The organism is Methylocystis sp., assembly GCF_050246715.1.
Lineage (GTDB): Bacteria > Pseudomonadota > Alphaproteobacteria > Rhizobiales > Beijerinckiaceae > Methylocystis.
The window spans coordinates 204,548-219,721 of record NZ_JBFWVN010000001.1 but is presented as its reverse complement, the minus strand read 5'-3'; the positions used below and the strand labels follow the sequence as shown (position 1 = coordinate 219,721).

The following is a 15,174-nucleotide window of genomic DNA, read 5'->3' as shown; positions in this document are numbered from 1 at the left end:
TTACGGACCGGCGGCCGCTTTCCCCGAGGCGTCGCCCGAGGGCAGCGCGACGGGTTCGGCGGGGCGGGTCAGGAATGCGGCCGGAATATTGGGCTTGCCTTCTTCGGTCAGATGTTGGGCTGAGTCCGGCGGCGGCTTCCATTCGAAGGCGTCGAGCCTTCCGGTGACCGGCGACATCGGCAGCCAGTGCTTCGAAACGACGCCGTCGGCGATCCAGACTGGGTCGCGCGGCGCGCGCGAGCCGCGCGCGAGCCATTCGCGCACCGGACCCGATGGCCCATGCGCCCCGTCCTCGATTTCCGCCATCAGCAGGCAGGTGTGGGCGGTCGGATGCCGGCCGCTGGCGATGAGCGGGGCGAGCGCCTCGCGGGCCTTGCCGAAATTGCGGTTCGACAGCGCGACCTCGGCGACAAGATGCCGGCTCTCCGGCGCTTGGGGCGCGGCGCGCGCCAGCTTCTCGACCCGCGCCAGCTTCGCGGCGTTCGATTCGCCCGAGAGCGCTTCGAGATAGGCGGCGCCAAGATCGGGATGAGGCTTTGTCGCCCAGACGGTTTCGATCAGTTTCAGCGCCTGCTTGCTGTCGCCGTGGCGGACGAGCACGCGCGCAGCGGCGACGGCGGCGGGAGCGAATCCAGGCCGGCGCTTCAACGCCTGGCGTGCGAGATGCAGCGCGTCATGCGGATGATCGCGCTCCTTCTCCATCGCCATCGCAGTTTCGATGACGGCGCGAAGGTTCTGGGCCGTCTGCGCGTCGAGCGCCTTGGCGGTAAGACTCGCTTCGATCGCCTCGCGCGCCTTCTGCCAGTCGCCCTGCCCGGCGAGATGTTCGAGCATGGCGGCGCCTGCCCAGGGAACCGGCGCGATGGCGTGCGCCTCCTTGGCGAAATGATGCGCCGCGTCGACGTCCTCGCGCCGGCGCGCCTCGATATGCAGTCCGCGCAGGCCGAGAAGCTTGGTTTCCGGCTTCAGCGTCATCTTATGAAAGGTCTCTTCGGCGAGCCTGCGGTCGCCGGCGAGCTGCGCCGCCTGGGCCTTCAGAAATTGCGTCAGCGGCTCATTTGGCAGCAGCCGTTCGGCGATATACGCCGCCTTGCGGGCGCGGGTGGCGTCACCGGTCCCGACCGCGATCAGACCCTGCGACAGCGCGTCGAACCCCTTGTCGCGGCGTTTCAAGCGCGAGCCGCCGGTCCAGCGGCCGGGCATGCGCAACACCGCCATGACGATCGCCCAGATCACGATCGTCGCGGCGAGGATCAGCAGCAGTCCCCCGACCGCCACCGGTATCGACGCCTCGAACTGATAGCCGGCGAAATCCAGCGTCAGCGAGCCCGGCTGTTCGATCAGCAGTTCGAGGCCATAAGCGACCGCCGCAAGCGCAATGATGAAAAAGAGGAGAAACAGCATGGCGATTGATCCCGCTCATTCCTTCGTTGCGACCAGCGCGGCGATCGCGCCATGCAAAAGTCCTTCAGCCGCCTGTCCCGCTTCGATGCGCGCCCGCAGCGCAGCGCCGAAGTCCTTGGCCTCGTTCTGCGCCGTTTCAGGAAGCGTCGCAAAAATCGCGGCGGCCTGACCAAGGTCGCCATGGGCCAGCGCGGCGTCGATGTGGGCGACTTTCTCTTCGACCGACCGAGCCTCGCCAGCCGGCGCGCCGGACGGACGAATGCGCACGAGCTTGCTCGCGCCTTTCATCAAATGCTGTGCGAGATCGCCGGAATCGTCGCCTTCGAGCGCGTGAATGCGTTTGGCGGCGGGCGCGAAGTCGGTTTTTAACTGCGCCGCGGTCGGCGCGCCTTTTTCGGCGAAGGGCGAAAGCGCCGCCAGAGCGGTGGGATCGGCGCCGAGCCGCGTCAGCGCCTTGGTCTCCACGACATAGGGTCGGCCCGCTTCGAGTTCGCGCTGAAGCGCATAGGCGACGACGACCAGCGCGGCAGGTCCTTCGGACGTCTTGGCCGCCGCAGCTTCCGGCGCCGCTCGCGTTTCGCCCTTGGGCGATTCAAGCCGCCCGCGCAGCGCTTTCATTTCTTCGCCGAGCTCGTCGATGCGCCCTTCGAGCGCGGCCAGTTGATCGCTGGGGGTGAGCGCGGCTCCAGGGCCGCTTCCGGCGGCTTCGGTCGCAGGATGCGCTTTCGCCGCCGCATCTGCCGCCGCCTGAGCCGCATTGGCGGACGCCCCGGCAGCTTCAGCGGCGCGCAGCGCCCGTTGCGCCACTTCTTCGGCTGCCTCGAGCCGAACCTGCAACGCCGCAACAGCCGCCTTCTGCGCTTCGATGGCTGCGTTCTGCGCTTCGCCGGCGGCGTTCGCCACTGGCTCTGGGCGCTGGTCGTTCAACGTCGGTTCAGCCGTTGTTTCAGCGGGCTTCGCCGGCGTCGTTTCGGCGGATTCAGTCGGCGTGGCGGGCGGTGGCGCGGGTGCAACCTCGGGCGCCGCCGGGGTCGTCGCCGCCGGTTCGGACGCCGTTTCGGCGGGTTGCGCCGGCGCCGATTGGGTGGGCTCAGGCGGCGGAGCCTCGGGCGCCGCCGCGGTCGCTTGCGCCGGTTCTTTCTCTTGCGCCGGCTCCTTCTCGCTAAGCAGCGCGCTGACCCGGTTCTTCAGTTCGTCGAAGACGACAATCCCTTGATCGACATAAGGCTCCGCATAATCGGCGACGGCCTTCAAACGCTCGTCCTTGTCTTTGAAGGCGATCGCGGCGTAAAGCGCGGCGCCTGCGAGGAGGGCGAGAACCAGCAGCGTTGACACCAGCGAGCCGAAAAATGAGCGGCGCTTGCGTTTGACAGGGGCCGGCGGCGGTTCGGGCGGGGGCTCCGCCGTCTCGGGCGGCGCTTCAGAGAGGTCGATGCGGTTCGGTTCTTCGTCGTCCGGCGAGACCATTGGCTAATCCTTACGCTACCGACCTCTTATAGTTGATGCATTCGGCGCCCGCAAAACGGGCGGACATTTCAGCTCGCCGCCTCAACAAGCTGCAATGTGCGGCGGGCGATGTCGAGATGCAGACGCTCGACCATTTTTCCGTCGATCTGCACCACGCCCTTGTCGGCGTTTTCCGGCTCGTCGAACATCGCGATGATCCGGCGCGCGAAATCGACCTCCTCGTCGCTCGGCGCGAAAATCTTGTTCACCGGACCGATCTGGCTCGGGTGAATGAGCATTTTTCCGTCGAAGCCGAAATCGCGGCCCTGCTCCGCCTCGCGCCGCAGACCGTCGAGGTCGTTGAAGTCGTTGTAGATGCCGTCGATGATCTCGATGTTATGGACCCGCGCCGCCAGCACGCCGGCCGAAAGCCAGGAGAGCAGCGCCTGGCGTCCCGGCGTCAGGCGCGCGCGCGTCGATTTGGCGATGTCATTGGGGCCAAGGATCAGAACTTCAAGTCGCGAGGCAGGATCGTCGGCGGCGCTCGCGATTTTTTCGATGTCGAGCACCGCGCGCGGGGTTTCGATCATCGCCCAAAGACGCGTCTCTCGCGGCGCGCCCGCGGCGACAAGGTCCGCGGCCGCCTTAAGAATCTCGTCGCGCGAATTGACTTTGGGAACAACGATGGCGTCCGGCCCGAGCGGCGCGATAGCGGCCATGTCGGGCCTGTACCACTCCGAGCCGCGGGCGTTGACCCGCACGACAAGCTGGCGGGCGCCGTAGCCGCCCTGCGCCACCGCCGCCGCAACCTGGTCGCGGGCCGTCGCCTTGGCGGATTCCGCAACCCCGTCTTCGAGTTCGAACATCAGGACGTCAGCGGCGAGCGTCTTGCCTTTCTCCAGCGCTCGGGCGTTCGAGCCCGGCATGGCCAGCACGCTGCGCTTCAATCGCGAAATCATTCAAAACTCCAATGGCGAGACAATTTGGCTCTCTTGACCCCGCCGCGTGATCTACACAATAACCGCGGGGTCCGCCATCCGCCCCAGGCAATGCGCAGGAAGGAACGTTAAATGGCCGATCACGAGCCGTCGTCGGGCGCGACCGGTCTTCCGGAAGCTCTCTTAGAGGGCTACGAATCCTTCATCAGCGGGCGTTTCCTCGCCGAACACGACAGATTCGAAGAATTGTCGGTCAAAGGCCAGACGCCCAAAACGATGATCATCAGCTGCTGCGACTCGCGCGTCGCGCCCGAGGCGATTTTCAACGCCGGCCCGGGCGAGCTTTTCGTGCTGCGAAACGTTGCGGCGCTGGCGCCGCCTTACGAGCCCGACGATCAGCATCACGGCTCTTCCGCGGCGCTCGAATACGCGGTCATGGCCTTGAAAGTTTCCGATATCGTCGTGCTCGGCCACGGCCAGTGCGGCGGCGTCAGGGCCTATGCCGAAATCGCCGCCGATCCCGACGCGCCGCGACTGAGCCACAGCGACTTCATCGGCAACTGGATCAAAATGCTGGGCCCGGCGGCCGATCGCCTTGGCGTCGCGCCCAATCCCAAAGACAGTCTCTATGTCGAGCGACTGGAATTCGAGGCCGTGAAGCAGACGCTGCGCAATCTGCGCTCCTTTCCGATGGTCCAGGTGCTCGAACATCACCGGCACCTGCGGCTGCACGGCGCGCTGTTCCGAATCATGGACGGCCGCCTGTTCCTGCTTGACGAATCGACCGGCGCGTTCGAACCGGTCTGCGAAAAGGCCTATGCGGCCGCTTTCGCCGAGGCGCGCTTTTGACGGCGGACGCATCGGACACGCGCCGCGTTCCCTTGATCGCCGGTCTTCATGAACTCGCCGACGGTTATGACGCGATCCTTTGCGACGGCTGGGGCGTGCTGATCGACGGAAGGCGGCATTTCCCCCAAGCCGCCGATGCGCTCAGGCGCTTTCGCGCCAGGGGCGGAACGATTGTGCTGATCACCAACGCCTCGCGCCCAGACGACGAGGTGCGCCGCCAGCTCCTGGGCCTCGGCGTTCCGCAGGATTGTTTCGACGATCTTGTGTCGGCGGGGGAGCTGGCGCTGCGTGAAATCGTCGCGCGCGTCGGGCAGGCGGTCTACCACCTTGGACCGGCGCGCGACGACGGGCTGTTCCGCGAGGCGGCGCGCCGGCTTGGCGCGCCGGTGATGCGCGTCGGGCCGGACGCCGCCGATTACGTCGTCTGCACCGGCCTGTTGAACGAGCATAATGAAACGCCTTCGGATTACGACGACCTGTTGGCGAGGCTGAAGGCGCGCGACCTGACGATGCTGTGCGCCAATCCCGACATCGTCGTCGCGATCGGCAATGATCTCGTCTATTGCGCCGGCGCCCTGGCGGAGCGCTATGCGGCGATCGGCGGCCGAGTCCTGACCTTCGGCAAGCCCCATGCGCCGATCTACGCCGCCGCCTGCGAGCGGCTGAAAAATCTGCGCGGAGCGATCGACAAATCGCGGATTTTGGCGATCGGCGACGGCGCCTTCACCGATCTGGCCGGCGCCGGCCGCGCCGGGCTCGATTTCCTCTTCGTCATGCATGGCGTGCATCGCGAGGAGCTGCATCGGGAAGGCGGCGCGCTCGACGACGCGGCGCTCGAATCGCTCTTCGCGCGCGCCGGCGCACGTCCCAAGGCTTTGGCTCGCGAGCTTTTCTGGTAAAAGGGGCTGCGCGGGCCTCGTTCCTGAGGTCACGATCAGCGACGCAACTTCCGGTGCCTTCATGTCGACGCCGTTCAAAATCTATTATTTCGAAGATCTGAGCGTCGGCATGCGCGAGACGCTGATGAAGGCGGTGATGGACGACGACGTGATCGCCTTCGCCGATCTTTCCGGCGACCGCAATCCGATCCATCTCTCCGATCACTTCGCCTCGAAGACGCGGTTCGGCGAGCGCATCGTTCACGGCCTCTATACGGCGTCTCTGATCTCGACGGTCATCGGCATGTATTTGCCCGGCCCCGGCGCCGTGTATCTGTCGCAGACCTTGAATTTCCGCGCCCCGGTGAAGATCGGCGACGTCATCACCGTCATCGTCGAGGTCGTCGAGCTGATCGAAAAAGGCCGGCGCGCCAAGCTCAACTGCGAATGTCTCGTCGACGGCAAGGTCGTGCTCGACGGCGAGGCCTTCGTCATGGTGCCGAGCCGCGAACAGGTCGTCCGCGCTGCGGCGCCAGCGCCCATGGAGGAGAAACCGGCCTCGGCTTGAATATCCGGCCCGCGCCTTGTCCGCATCCTTCATCGTCGCGCGCGACCCCCAGGCGCCGCCGCCTGGACTAGAGGGCGCCGTCGCGGCGATCGGCAATTTCGATGGGCTGCACAGGGGCCACCGCGGCGTCATCGCCCGCGCCCAGGCGCTCGCCGCCCGACTTTCGCGTCCCTGCATTCTCCTCACCTTCGAGCCTCATCCGGCGGATGTCTTCGCCGGCGAGACGGTGATTTTCCGGCTCACGCCGCCCGACGCCAAAGCGGCGCAGGCGGCCCGCCTCGGTCTCGACGGCATGATCGTGCTCACCTTCGACAAGGATTTCTCGCAAAGCCCGGCGCGAATCTTCACCGAGAAAATCCTGCACGAGCGCCTGCGGCTTTCGGCCGTGGTCGCCGGTTATGACTTCCGCTTCGGCGCAGGCCGCGAAGGCGGACGGGAATTTTTGCGCGCGGAAGGCGAAAGGCTTGGGATGATTGTCGAAATCGTCGACCGCATCACTCAGGACGAAGAGGGAAGCCTCGACGCCGTCTCCTCGACGGCGACGCGCGAAGCGCTCGAACGCGGCGACGCGGCGCTGGCCCGCCGCCTTCTCGGCCACCCCTATTTCATTCGCGGCGTCGTGCGCCACGGCGACAAGCGCGGGCGCGAATTGGGCTTTCCCACCGCCAATATCGCGCTCGATCCGGCCAATCGGCTCAAACACGGCATCTATGCCGTAACCATCGAAGTTGACGGGAAGCTCCATCGGGGCGTCGCGAGCTTCGGCCGGCGGCCGACTTTCGACAATGGCGCGCCGCTGCTCGAAGTCTTCATCTTCGATTTCGACGGCGATCTCTACGGCAAGGATGTTGAAGTCGCCTTTTATGACTACATAAGGGGCGAGGCGAAATTCGATAGCGTCGAGGCGCTCGTCGAAAGAATGCGCGTCGACGTCGAAGAAGCGCGAAAATTATTGGCCGAGAGCGGCGCGGCGGGGCCGCGCTCTTGATCGATCGCCATATTTGCGCGCGATCTAGCTTGCAGACATCATCCCTGACAGGAGGGAAGCGTCATGGACGAAGAACCCAAGGGACGGGTCGAAATCATTTTGCCGGGCGAGGAGACCGACGCCTCGCGAATCTGGGTCGCGACCGGGCGCGCCGGCCGGGTCAAGGTCGTCAAGCTATCGCCTTGGCAGAGCCTGATCGTCACCGCGGCGCTGCTGCTGTTTCTGTTTATCGGCTTCACGCTGCTGTCCGGGGCGTTTCTGGTGTTGCTCGTCCTCGCCGTCGTGGCGGGCGGCTTCGCCTATCTCGCCGGGCTCTTGGGGCTGAAACGGCTGCGCTAGCCGGCCTCTTTTCTAGCCGAGTTTGCGCTGCTATTGAGGATCGGATGCCTTTCCTGATCGCCATTCGAATTACCGTCCCGGGCCGCGCTCGGAGCTAGACGCTCGCGCAGGTCCGGGTGCGGCGCGATTGGCGCTCTTCCTAGAAATCCTCTAATCAGCGCGGACCCGCCGGCTCCCCGCCGCGCGTCGCCCGATCCCGGTTTTCACGACGATGAACGACGACAGCCCCAAGGGGCCGGACTATTCGAAAAGCCTCTATCTGCCGGTCACGGATTTTCCGATGCGCGCCGGCCTGCCGCAGCGCGAGCCGGAACTGCTAAAGCGTTGGGAAACCATTGGTTTAGAGCGGAAAATGCGCGAAGCTGGCGCGGGCCGTCCGAAATTCACGCTGCATGACGGGCCGCCCTACGCCAATGGCAATATTCATATCGGCCATGCGCTGAATAAAATCCTCAAGGATCTGGTGACGCGCAGCCAGCGCATGATGGGCAAGGACTGTGTCTATGTGCCGGGCTGGGACTGCCACGGCCTGCCGATCGAATGGAAGATCGAAGAAGAGAATTATCGGGCCAAGGGCAAGCAGAAGCCGGATTTCGCCCATCCCGAGGCGATGATCGCCTTCCGCCGCGAATGCCGCGCCTATGCCGAACATTGGCTTAAGGTGCAGCGCGAGGAGTTCAAGCGCTTAGGGGTAGCCGGCGAATGGGATCATCCCTATTCGACCATGGCCTATCCGGCGGAAGCGACGATCGCCCGCGAGATCATGAAATTCGCGGCGAACGGCCTGCTCTATCGCGGCTCGAAGCCGGTGATGTGGAGCGTCGTCGAAAAGACCGCGCTCGCCGAGGCTGAAGTCGAATATGAGGACTACACCAGCGACCAGGTTTGGGTGGCGTTTCCGATCCCGCGCGGCGCAGAGGGCGAATTGAGCGAAGCGCGCGTCCTCATCTGGACGACGACTCCCTGGACGCTGCCCGGCAATCGCGCGATCTCCTTCTCGTCGAAGATTGATTACGGACTCTATCGCGTCACCCATGCGCCCGACGGCAATTGGGCGCTGCCCGGCGCGACTTTCGTTTTAGCCGACAAGCTCGCGAGCGATGTGTTCAAGGCGGCGAAAGTTGACGGCTATGAGCGGCTGCGCGATGTGCCAGCCGCGACGCTTAGCGAGTTGATCTGCGCTCATCCGTTGGCGCATCTCGGCTATGATTTCGACGTGCCGCTCTTTGATGGCGAGCACGTCACTGACGACACCGGCAGTGGCTTTGTGCATACCGCGCCGGGCCACGGCCGCGAGGACTTTGACATCTGGATGGCGAGTGCGCCCTTGCTGCATGATCGCGGCATCGATGCGCGCATTCCCTATACGGTCGACGAGGACGGCTTCTACACCAAGGACGCGCCGGGCTTTGAAGGAAAGCGCGTCATCACCGACAAGGGCGACAAGGGCGACGCCAATGAGGCGGTGATCGCCGCGCTCGTTCAAGCCGGCAATCTCGTCGCGCGCGGAAAGCTCAAACACCAATATCCGCATTCATGGCGCTCGAAGAAGCCGGTGATTTTCCGCAACACGCCGCAATGGTTCATCGCGATGGATAAACCCATCTCGATGGAGAACGCGTTCTCTCAGTCGAACCCTCATCCTGAGGAGGCGTCTTCGATCTCGGGCTTGCCCGAGAACGAAGGCGCCGTCTCGAAGGACGAGGGTTCGGCGGCGGCATCCTTCGAGACGCGTGCTTCGCACGCTCCTCAGGATGAGGCTCGTGGAAACGCGCCGACCCTTCGCGAGATCGCGCTTGAAGAAATCTCGCGCACGACATGGACGCCGGCGGCGGGAGAAAACCGCATCCGCGGCATGATCGCCAATCGTCCCGATTGGGTGGTGTCGCGCCAGCGCGCCTGGGGCGTGCCGATCGCGGTCTTCGTCAAGAAGGGCGCGCATGAGCCGCTCGTCGACGCGCGCGTCAACGCCCGCATCATCGAAGCCTTCGAAAAGGAAGGCGCCGACGCCTGGTATGAGGCGAGCGCCGCCGAACGTTTTCTGTCGCCGGACTACAGGCCTGAGGATTACGACAAGGTCGCCGACGTTCTCGACGTCTGGTTCGATTCAGGCTCGACCCACGCCTTCACGCTCGAAGACCCGCAACATTTTCCGATGCTCGCCGGCATAAGTCGCAAGCGCGACGGCGGCGACGACGAGATCATGTATCTCGAGGGCTCCGATCAGCATCGCGGCTGGTTCCATTCCTCGCTGCTCGAAAGCTGCGGCACGCGCGGCCGCGCGCCTTATGATTCCGTGCTGACGCACGGCTTCGTGCTCGACGAGCGCGGGCGCAAAATGTCGAAGTCGCTCGGCAATGTCGTCGCGCCGCAAAAAATCATCGCCGATTCCGGGGCCGACATCATGCGGCTCTGGGTCGCGGCGTCGGATTACGCCGACGATCTCCGCGTCGGGCCGGAAATCCTGAAGACTTTCGTCGAGCTTTATCGCAAGCTGCGCAACACGCTGCGCTGGATGCTGGGAACGCTCGCGCATTATGAGACAAGCGACGACGCGGCGCTCGAACACGCCTCAGAACTCGAGCGGTTTATGCTGCATCGGCTTGTCGAAATGGACGCGCAGATTCGCACCGCCTATGCGGCCTATGATTACAAGAAAGTCGTGGCGCTCCTGACGCCATTCATGACCAGCGACCTCTCGGCCTTTTATTTCGACGTGCGCAAGGACGCGCTCTATTGCGATCCGCCGTCCAGCCTGAAGCGTAAAGCCGCGCTCGCTGTCATCGAGCGCATCTTCCGCAGCGTCACGACTTGGCTCGCGCCGATCCTCGTCTTCACCGCCGAGGAGACGTGGCTCGCGGGCTATAAGGACACGGTTTCGGTGCATGTCGAGACTTTCCCGGACATCCCCTCGCATTGGCGCGACGAGGCGCTTGCGAAGAAATGGGAGGGCGTGCGCGCGATCCGTTCCGTCGTCACCGGCGCTCTGGAGATCGAGCGCGCGCAAAAGCGCATCGGCTCGTCGCTCGAGGCGGCGCCACTCGTTTATGTCGCCGACGGCCATCTGCGCGCAGCGCTTGACGGCGTCGATTTCGCCGAAGTCTGCATCGTTTCCGATATTGCGATCGAGGCCGGCGAAGGGCCCGCCGACGCGTTTCGTCTGCCGGAGGTGAAAGGCGTCGCCGTGGTTCCGCAACGCGCGCCCGGCGTCAAATGCGCGCGCTCATGGAAATATTTCAATCCCGCCACAGCGGATTCCGTTTATCCCGACGTCACGCCGCGCGACGCGTTGGCGTTACGCGAGCTGACCGCGCTCGGGCGGTGGGGCGCCGGCGCGTGAGCGTGTTGCGAATGCTATTGGAACACGACAAGGGGCTAATGGAAGATTTCATCCGACTAAACCCCTTGGGGGTAAGCGCGCGCGCGCCGCGCAGGGATCGCGCCTCTTGAACGTACTTCTCGCCTTTCTCGCCAATACGATCGTCAATTTTGTCATCGGGCTGACGGTCGCGAAATTTCTTGGCCCCGAAGAATACGGCCGCTTCGCGCTCGCCTTCTCGATCGCAGTCGTCGTGCAGACCGCGCTCTATGATTGGCTGCGGCTGTCGGCGACGCGCTTTTATTCCAAGCGCACGCGCGACAAGGAGCCGGTCGTGCGCTCGACTCTCGACGCGTCGTTCATCGCCGTCACGGTATTCCTCGGAACGGCGACGGGAATATACGCGTTGATCGGCCCGCCGCTCGATTTCGAAACCAACCTTATTCTGCTCGCGCTGCTGACCGCGGTCGCCAACGGGCTGTTCGACTATTGCACCGCGCTGGTGCGCGCGCGCTTTCACGATCGCGCCTATGTGCGGCTGATGCTCGCAAAAAATGCGCTGGCGCTTGTTCTGATCGGCGGCGGCGCCTTTATTTTTCAGTCGGCCGCCGTCGCCCTTGCCGGCGGCGTCGCAAGCCTCTTCGGCACGGTCATTCTCGGGCGCGGCGCGCTGCTCGATCCCGGCGCCGACATTCGCGCCGCGTCGAGTCAAAATGCGCGCGTTCTCGCCGCCTATAGCGCGCCGATCGTCACGGCGCATCTTCTCTATCAGGCAATGCCGCTTGCCGCGCGCTCCATCGTCGCGAGCGTGTTCGGCTTCGCCGAGACCGGCCAGTTCGCGCTCGCTTACGATCTCGGCCTGCGCGCGGTGCAGGCGCTCGGCTCCGCGCTCGACGTGCTGCTGTTTCAGATCGCCGTCGCCGCGCATGAGCGACATGGCGCCGACCGCGCGAAGGAGCAGGTCGCGCGTAATCTTGGAATCGTCGTCGCCTTTCTGTTGCCGGCCTGCGCCGGACTCTGGTTCGTCATGCCCTCGATCGAAGCGCTGATCGTGCCGGCGCAATATCGCGGTCCTTTCGGCCACTATCTCAGCCTGCTGTTGCCGGGACTCTTCGCGATGGGCGTCATGCTCTTTGGCGTCAATCCGGTGTTTCAGATCGAAAAGAAGACGAGGCCGCTCATCGTCGCGGCGCTTGCCGCGGTCGTCTTTGGCCTCGCGCTGCTCTTTGTCCTGCCATGGGGCGAGGACGCCTCCAATCTCGCCATCGCCCAGGGCGGCGCCTATGTCGCGGCGCTTGTCGCGACGGTCTATTTCGCGCTGCGCACGCAGCCGGTCTGGCCGTCGTTCTGGGACATGTTCGCCGCGCTTGTGGCGACCGGCGCGATGTCGCTCGCGCTGACGCCTCTGCGTGAGATGACGCCCGGCATTCTCACGCTGATTGCGCAAGTCTTCGTCGGCGCTTGCGTCTATGGGCTCTTGACCGTGGCTTTCGACATCGCCGGGCTGGGCGATCTCGTCACGACGAGGCTCGGCCGCCGCTTCGTCCGCCCATGACGCAAGGGATCGGCGTCGCCATATGTTAGGCTCGTGGTCGAAAGGAGCTTAGCCGATGGTGATGCCGATCTATGACGACGCGCCGCTGCGCTATCTGCGCCGGCCGATCGTGAATTGGACGCTGATCGCGCTCAACGTCATCGTTTTTCTCATCGTGCAAAGCGAAGTGTTCGGCGATCCGCTGACCGTGATACGCGGCTTCGCGATCATCCCGCGCGTGCTGTTTGGCGAAGCCGAACTCGCTGATTGGATCGTCGGACCGCCGGCGGCGGCGACGCTTGTCACCGCGCTCTTCTTTCACTCGTCGCTGATGCACCTTGGCTCGAACATGCTGTTCCTTTACGTCTTCGGGGACAATGTCGAAGACGCGATGGGCTCGCTGCATTATCTATTGTTCTATCTTTCCTGCGGCATCGCTTCGGGCGTGTTCTATATCTACGCCACGCCGCATTCGATCACGCCGCTCGTTGGCGCGTCCGGCGCGATCTCCGGCGTCTGCGCCGCCTTTCTGCTGCTTCATCCCCGCGCGACCGTCGCCGGTATCTTTCCGCCGCTCTCTTTGGCGCTCGCGCCGATCTGGCTTGGCGCCTGGCTGTCGGGCATGCGCTTGAAGTCCATCCTGGGGCTGCGTGCGCCGCTGTTCTCCTTCGTCGCGTCCGGCTGGCTGTTCGTCGGCGCCTGGATTTTGATGCAGCTCATCAACGCCTCGATGGGCGAGGGCGGCGCCATCGCCTGGATGGCGCATGTTGGCGGCATCGCCGCGGGTCTGGTGCTGACGCCGCTATTCAAGCGCCGCCGGCACCGGCTCTTCGACCGCGGCGGCCCGATCAGTTCTTCAGCGCGCCCGCAGGATGCTGGCGAGGATTCGCCCTGATCGCGAGGCTTCGTCGCGATCGCGCGGTTTGACTCGCGCGCGCGCCCCCGCTACCAGACCGCGCAACGGCTTTAGCCGAAGTGGAGCGCCCGCAGGCGGCGCTCCTACACCGTCTCGCCATAGGGTCAAGGGAGACTTAAGGGGTCGCGCGATGAAGATTCTCGTGCCCGTCAAACGGGTCGTCGATTATAACGTCAAGATCAGGGTCAAGGCGGACGGGTCCGGCGTCGATCTCGCCAATGTTAAAATGTCGATGAACCCCTTCGACGAGATCGCCGTCGAAGAGGCGTTGCGCCTGAAGGAAGCCGGCAAGGCGACGGAAGTGATCGTGGTCACCATCGGCCCCGCCAAGGGGGACGAGACCCTGCGCACAGGCCTCGCCATGGGCGCCGACCGCGGCATTCTGGTCAAGACGGATGACGCCGTCGAGCCGCTCGCCGTCGCCAAGATTCTCGCCAAGATCGTCGCCGAGGAACAGCCGCAGCTCGTCATCATGGGCAAGCAGGCGATCGACGACGACTGCAATCAGACCGGCCAGATGCTCGCCGCGCTGCTCGGCTGGGGCCAGGGCACTTTCGCCTCGAAGGTCGAGATGGCTGACGGCGCCGTCGACGTGACCCGCGAAATCGACGGCGGTCTGCAGACCGTCAGCCTGAAGCTGCCGGCGGTCGTCACCACCGATTTGCGCTTGAACGAGCCGCGCTACGCCTCGCTGCCCAATATCATCAAGGCAAAGAAGAAAGAGGTCGCGGTGAAGTCGCCCGCCGACTACGGCGTCGATATTTCGCCCCGCCTCGAAGTCGTAAAGACTGCCGAGCCCGCAAAGCGCAAGGCCGGCGTCAAGGTCGGCTCCGTGGTCGAACTCGTCGGCAAGCTCAAGGAAGCGGGAGTGATTTAAGAATGACGATTCTGCTTCTTGCCGAAACCGCCAATGGCGCGCTTGCGCCGGCCACCGCCAAGGCGCTCACCGCCGCCAAGGAGATCGGCGGCCCGATTCACATTCTCGTCGCCGGGCCCGGGCTGAAGGGCGCCGCGGAACAGGCGGCGAAGCTCGCCGGCGTCGACAAGGTCCTCTACGCCGAAGACGCTTCGCTCGATCATGTTCTCGCCGAGACGGTTGCGGCGCTGATCGTCTCGCTCGCCGGCTCCTACGACGTGATTATCGCGCCGTCGACCTCGGCGACGAAAAACGTGCTGCCGCGGGTCGCGGCGCTGCTCGACGTGATGCAGGTCTCGGACATCATCAAAGTCGTATCCGCCGACACTTTCGAGCGGCCGATCTATGCGGGCGACGCCGTCCAGACCGTGCGGGCCAAGGACGCCAAGAAGGTCGTCACCGTGCGCACCACGGCCTTTGCGGCGGCGCCCGAGGGCGGCTCGGCGCCGGTCGAGGTGATCGCCGCGTCATCCGACCCCGGCGTCTCCGCCTTTAAGCGTGAAGAACTGGCGAAATCCGAGCGGCCCGAGCTCACCTCGGCGCGGGTCGTTCTATCGGGGGGCCGCGCCCTCGGCTCGGCGGAGAATTTCCAAAAAGTGCTCGATCCCGTCGCGACGCGGCTCAACGCCGCGATCGGCGCCTCCCGCGCCGCCGTCGACGCCGGCTATGCGCCCAATGATCTCCAGGTCGGCCAGACCGGAAAGGCGGTCGCGCCCGATCTCTATATCGCCGCCGGCATTTCCGGCGCGATTCAGCATCTCGCGGGTATGAAGGATTCGAAAGTGATCGTCGCGATCAACAAGGATGAGGAGGCGCCGATCTTCCAGGTCGCCGACTACGGCCTTGTCGCCGATCTTTTCACGGCTTTGCCAGAGCTTGACGCGGAGCTGGCGAAACTCGGCCGCTGAGCAAAAAAAGCGCCGCCGCTCCGGCTGCGATGGCCGGCGTGGCGCGCGCCAAATTGGCGGCGCGCTAAGCTTCCAGGGCCCGGCTCTCAAAAAAAGTGGAACCCGGCTTTTCGCATGAACGGGGTCTAAACTTTTGAGATCGATAACGTTATCTGCATTTGGGCGATTGCG

General features: G+C 64.8%; 13 protein-coding genes. 10 read left to right on the top strand and 3 right to left on the bottom strand.

What is annotated here, in order from left to right:
* The 3 genes from AB7I51_RS01145 to AB7I51_RS01135 all read right to left on the bottom strand — a co-directional run bounded on the left by AB7I51_RS01145 (window position 1) and on the right by AB7I51_RS01135 (window position 3,809).
* Entirely contained in the window at window positions 1-1,404 is a 1,404-nt protein-coding gene (locus AB7I51_RS01145) for a heme biosynthesis protein HemY (RefSeq protein ID WP_428402490.1), read from the bottom strand.
* Window positions 1,405-1,419: 15 nt separating this feature from the next.
* Window positions 1,420-2,871 (bottom strand): COG4223 family protein, encoded by a 1,452-nt coding sequence (locus AB7I51_RS01140; RefSeq protein WP_428402491.1) that lies wholly within the window; start codon window positions 2,869-2,871, stop codon window positions 1,420-1,422.
* A 68-nt stretch (window positions 2,872-2,939) separates the two neighbouring features.
* Window positions 2,940-3,809, bottom strand: a complete 870-nt coding sequence (locus AB7I51_RS01135) for an HpcH/HpaI aldolase/citrate lyase family protein (RefSeq protein ID WP_428402492.1) — start codon at window positions 3,807-3,809, stop codon at window positions 2,940-2,942.
* A gap of 111 nt (window positions 3,810-3,920) precedes the next feature.
* On the opposite strand from AB7I51_RS01135, the gene AB7I51_RS01130 reads away from it, so the two are divergent.
* From AB7I51_RS01130 to AB7I51_RS01085, 10 genes are all read left to right on the top strand, one after another.
* Window positions 3,921-4,637 (top strand): carbonic anhydrase, encoded by a 717-nt coding sequence (locus AB7I51_RS01130; RefSeq protein WP_428402493.1) that lies wholly within the window; start codon window positions 3,921-3,923, stop codon window positions 4,635-4,637.
* Window positions 4,634-5,536 (top strand): TIGR01459 family HAD-type hydrolase, encoded by a 903-nt coding sequence (locus AB7I51_RS01125; RefSeq protein ID WP_428402494.1) that lies wholly within the window; start codon window positions 4,634-4,636, stop codon window positions 5,534-5,536. Before AB7I51_RS01130 ends, AB7I51_RS01125 begins: the two co-directional genes overlap by 4 nt.
* Window positions 5,537-5,597: 61 nt before the next feature.
* Window positions 5,598-6,083 (top strand): MaoC family dehydratase, encoded by a 486-nt coding sequence (locus AB7I51_RS01120; RefSeq protein ID WP_428402495.1) that lies wholly within the window; start codon window positions 5,598-5,600, stop codon window positions 6,081-6,083.
* A gap of 16 nt (window positions 6,084-6,099) precedes the next feature.
* A complete protein-coding gene (locus tag AB7I51_RS01115; protein WP_428402496.1) occupies window positions 6,100-7,071 on the top strand; it encodes a bifunctional riboflavin kinase/FAD synthetase in 972 nt (323 codons plus the stop codon).
* A 63-nt stretch (window positions 7,072-7,134) separates the two neighbouring features.
* The gene (locus tag AB7I51_RS01110; protein ID WP_428402497.1) at window positions 7,135-7,410 is read left to right on the top strand and encodes a hypothetical protein; all 276 of its coding nucleotides are present in this window, start codon (window positions 7,135-7,137) and stop codon (window positions 7,408-7,410) included.
* Window positions 7,411-7,621: 211 nt separating this feature from the next.
* On the top strand, window positions 7,622-10,750 hold the full coding sequence (locus AB7I51_RS01105) for an isoleucine--tRNA ligase (RefSeq protein WP_428402498.1): 3,129 nt from the start codon (window positions 7,622-7,624) through the stop codon (window positions 10,748-10,750).
* Window positions 10,751-10,856: 106 nt separating this feature from the next.
* A complete protein-coding gene (locus tag AB7I51_RS01100) occupies window positions 10,857-12,284 on the top strand; it encodes a lipopolysaccharide biosynthesis protein (RefSeq protein WP_428402499.1) in 1,428 nt (475 codons plus the stop codon).
* A 55-nt stretch (window positions 12,285-12,339) separates the two neighbouring features.
* Entirely contained in the window at window positions 12,340-13,158 is an 819-nt protein-coding gene (locus tag AB7I51_RS01095) for a rhomboid family intramembrane serine protease (RefSeq protein ID WP_428402500.1), read from the top strand.
* A 151-nt stretch (window positions 13,159-13,309) separates the two neighbouring features.
* Window positions 13,310-14,056: an electron transfer flavoprotein subunit beta/FixA family protein gene (locus tag AB7I51_RS01090; protein ID WP_428402501.1), complete on the top strand. Its 747-nt coding sequence runs from the start codon at window positions 13,310-13,312 to the stop codon at window positions 14,054-14,056.
* Between the two features lie 2 nt (window positions 14,057-14,058).
* A complete protein-coding gene (locus AB7I51_RS01085) occupies window positions 14,059-15,003 on the top strand; it encodes an electron transfer flavoprotein subunit alpha/FixB family protein (RefSeq protein WP_428402502.1) in 945 nt (314 codons plus the stop codon).
* Window positions 15,004-15,174 lie beyond the last annotated feature (171 nt).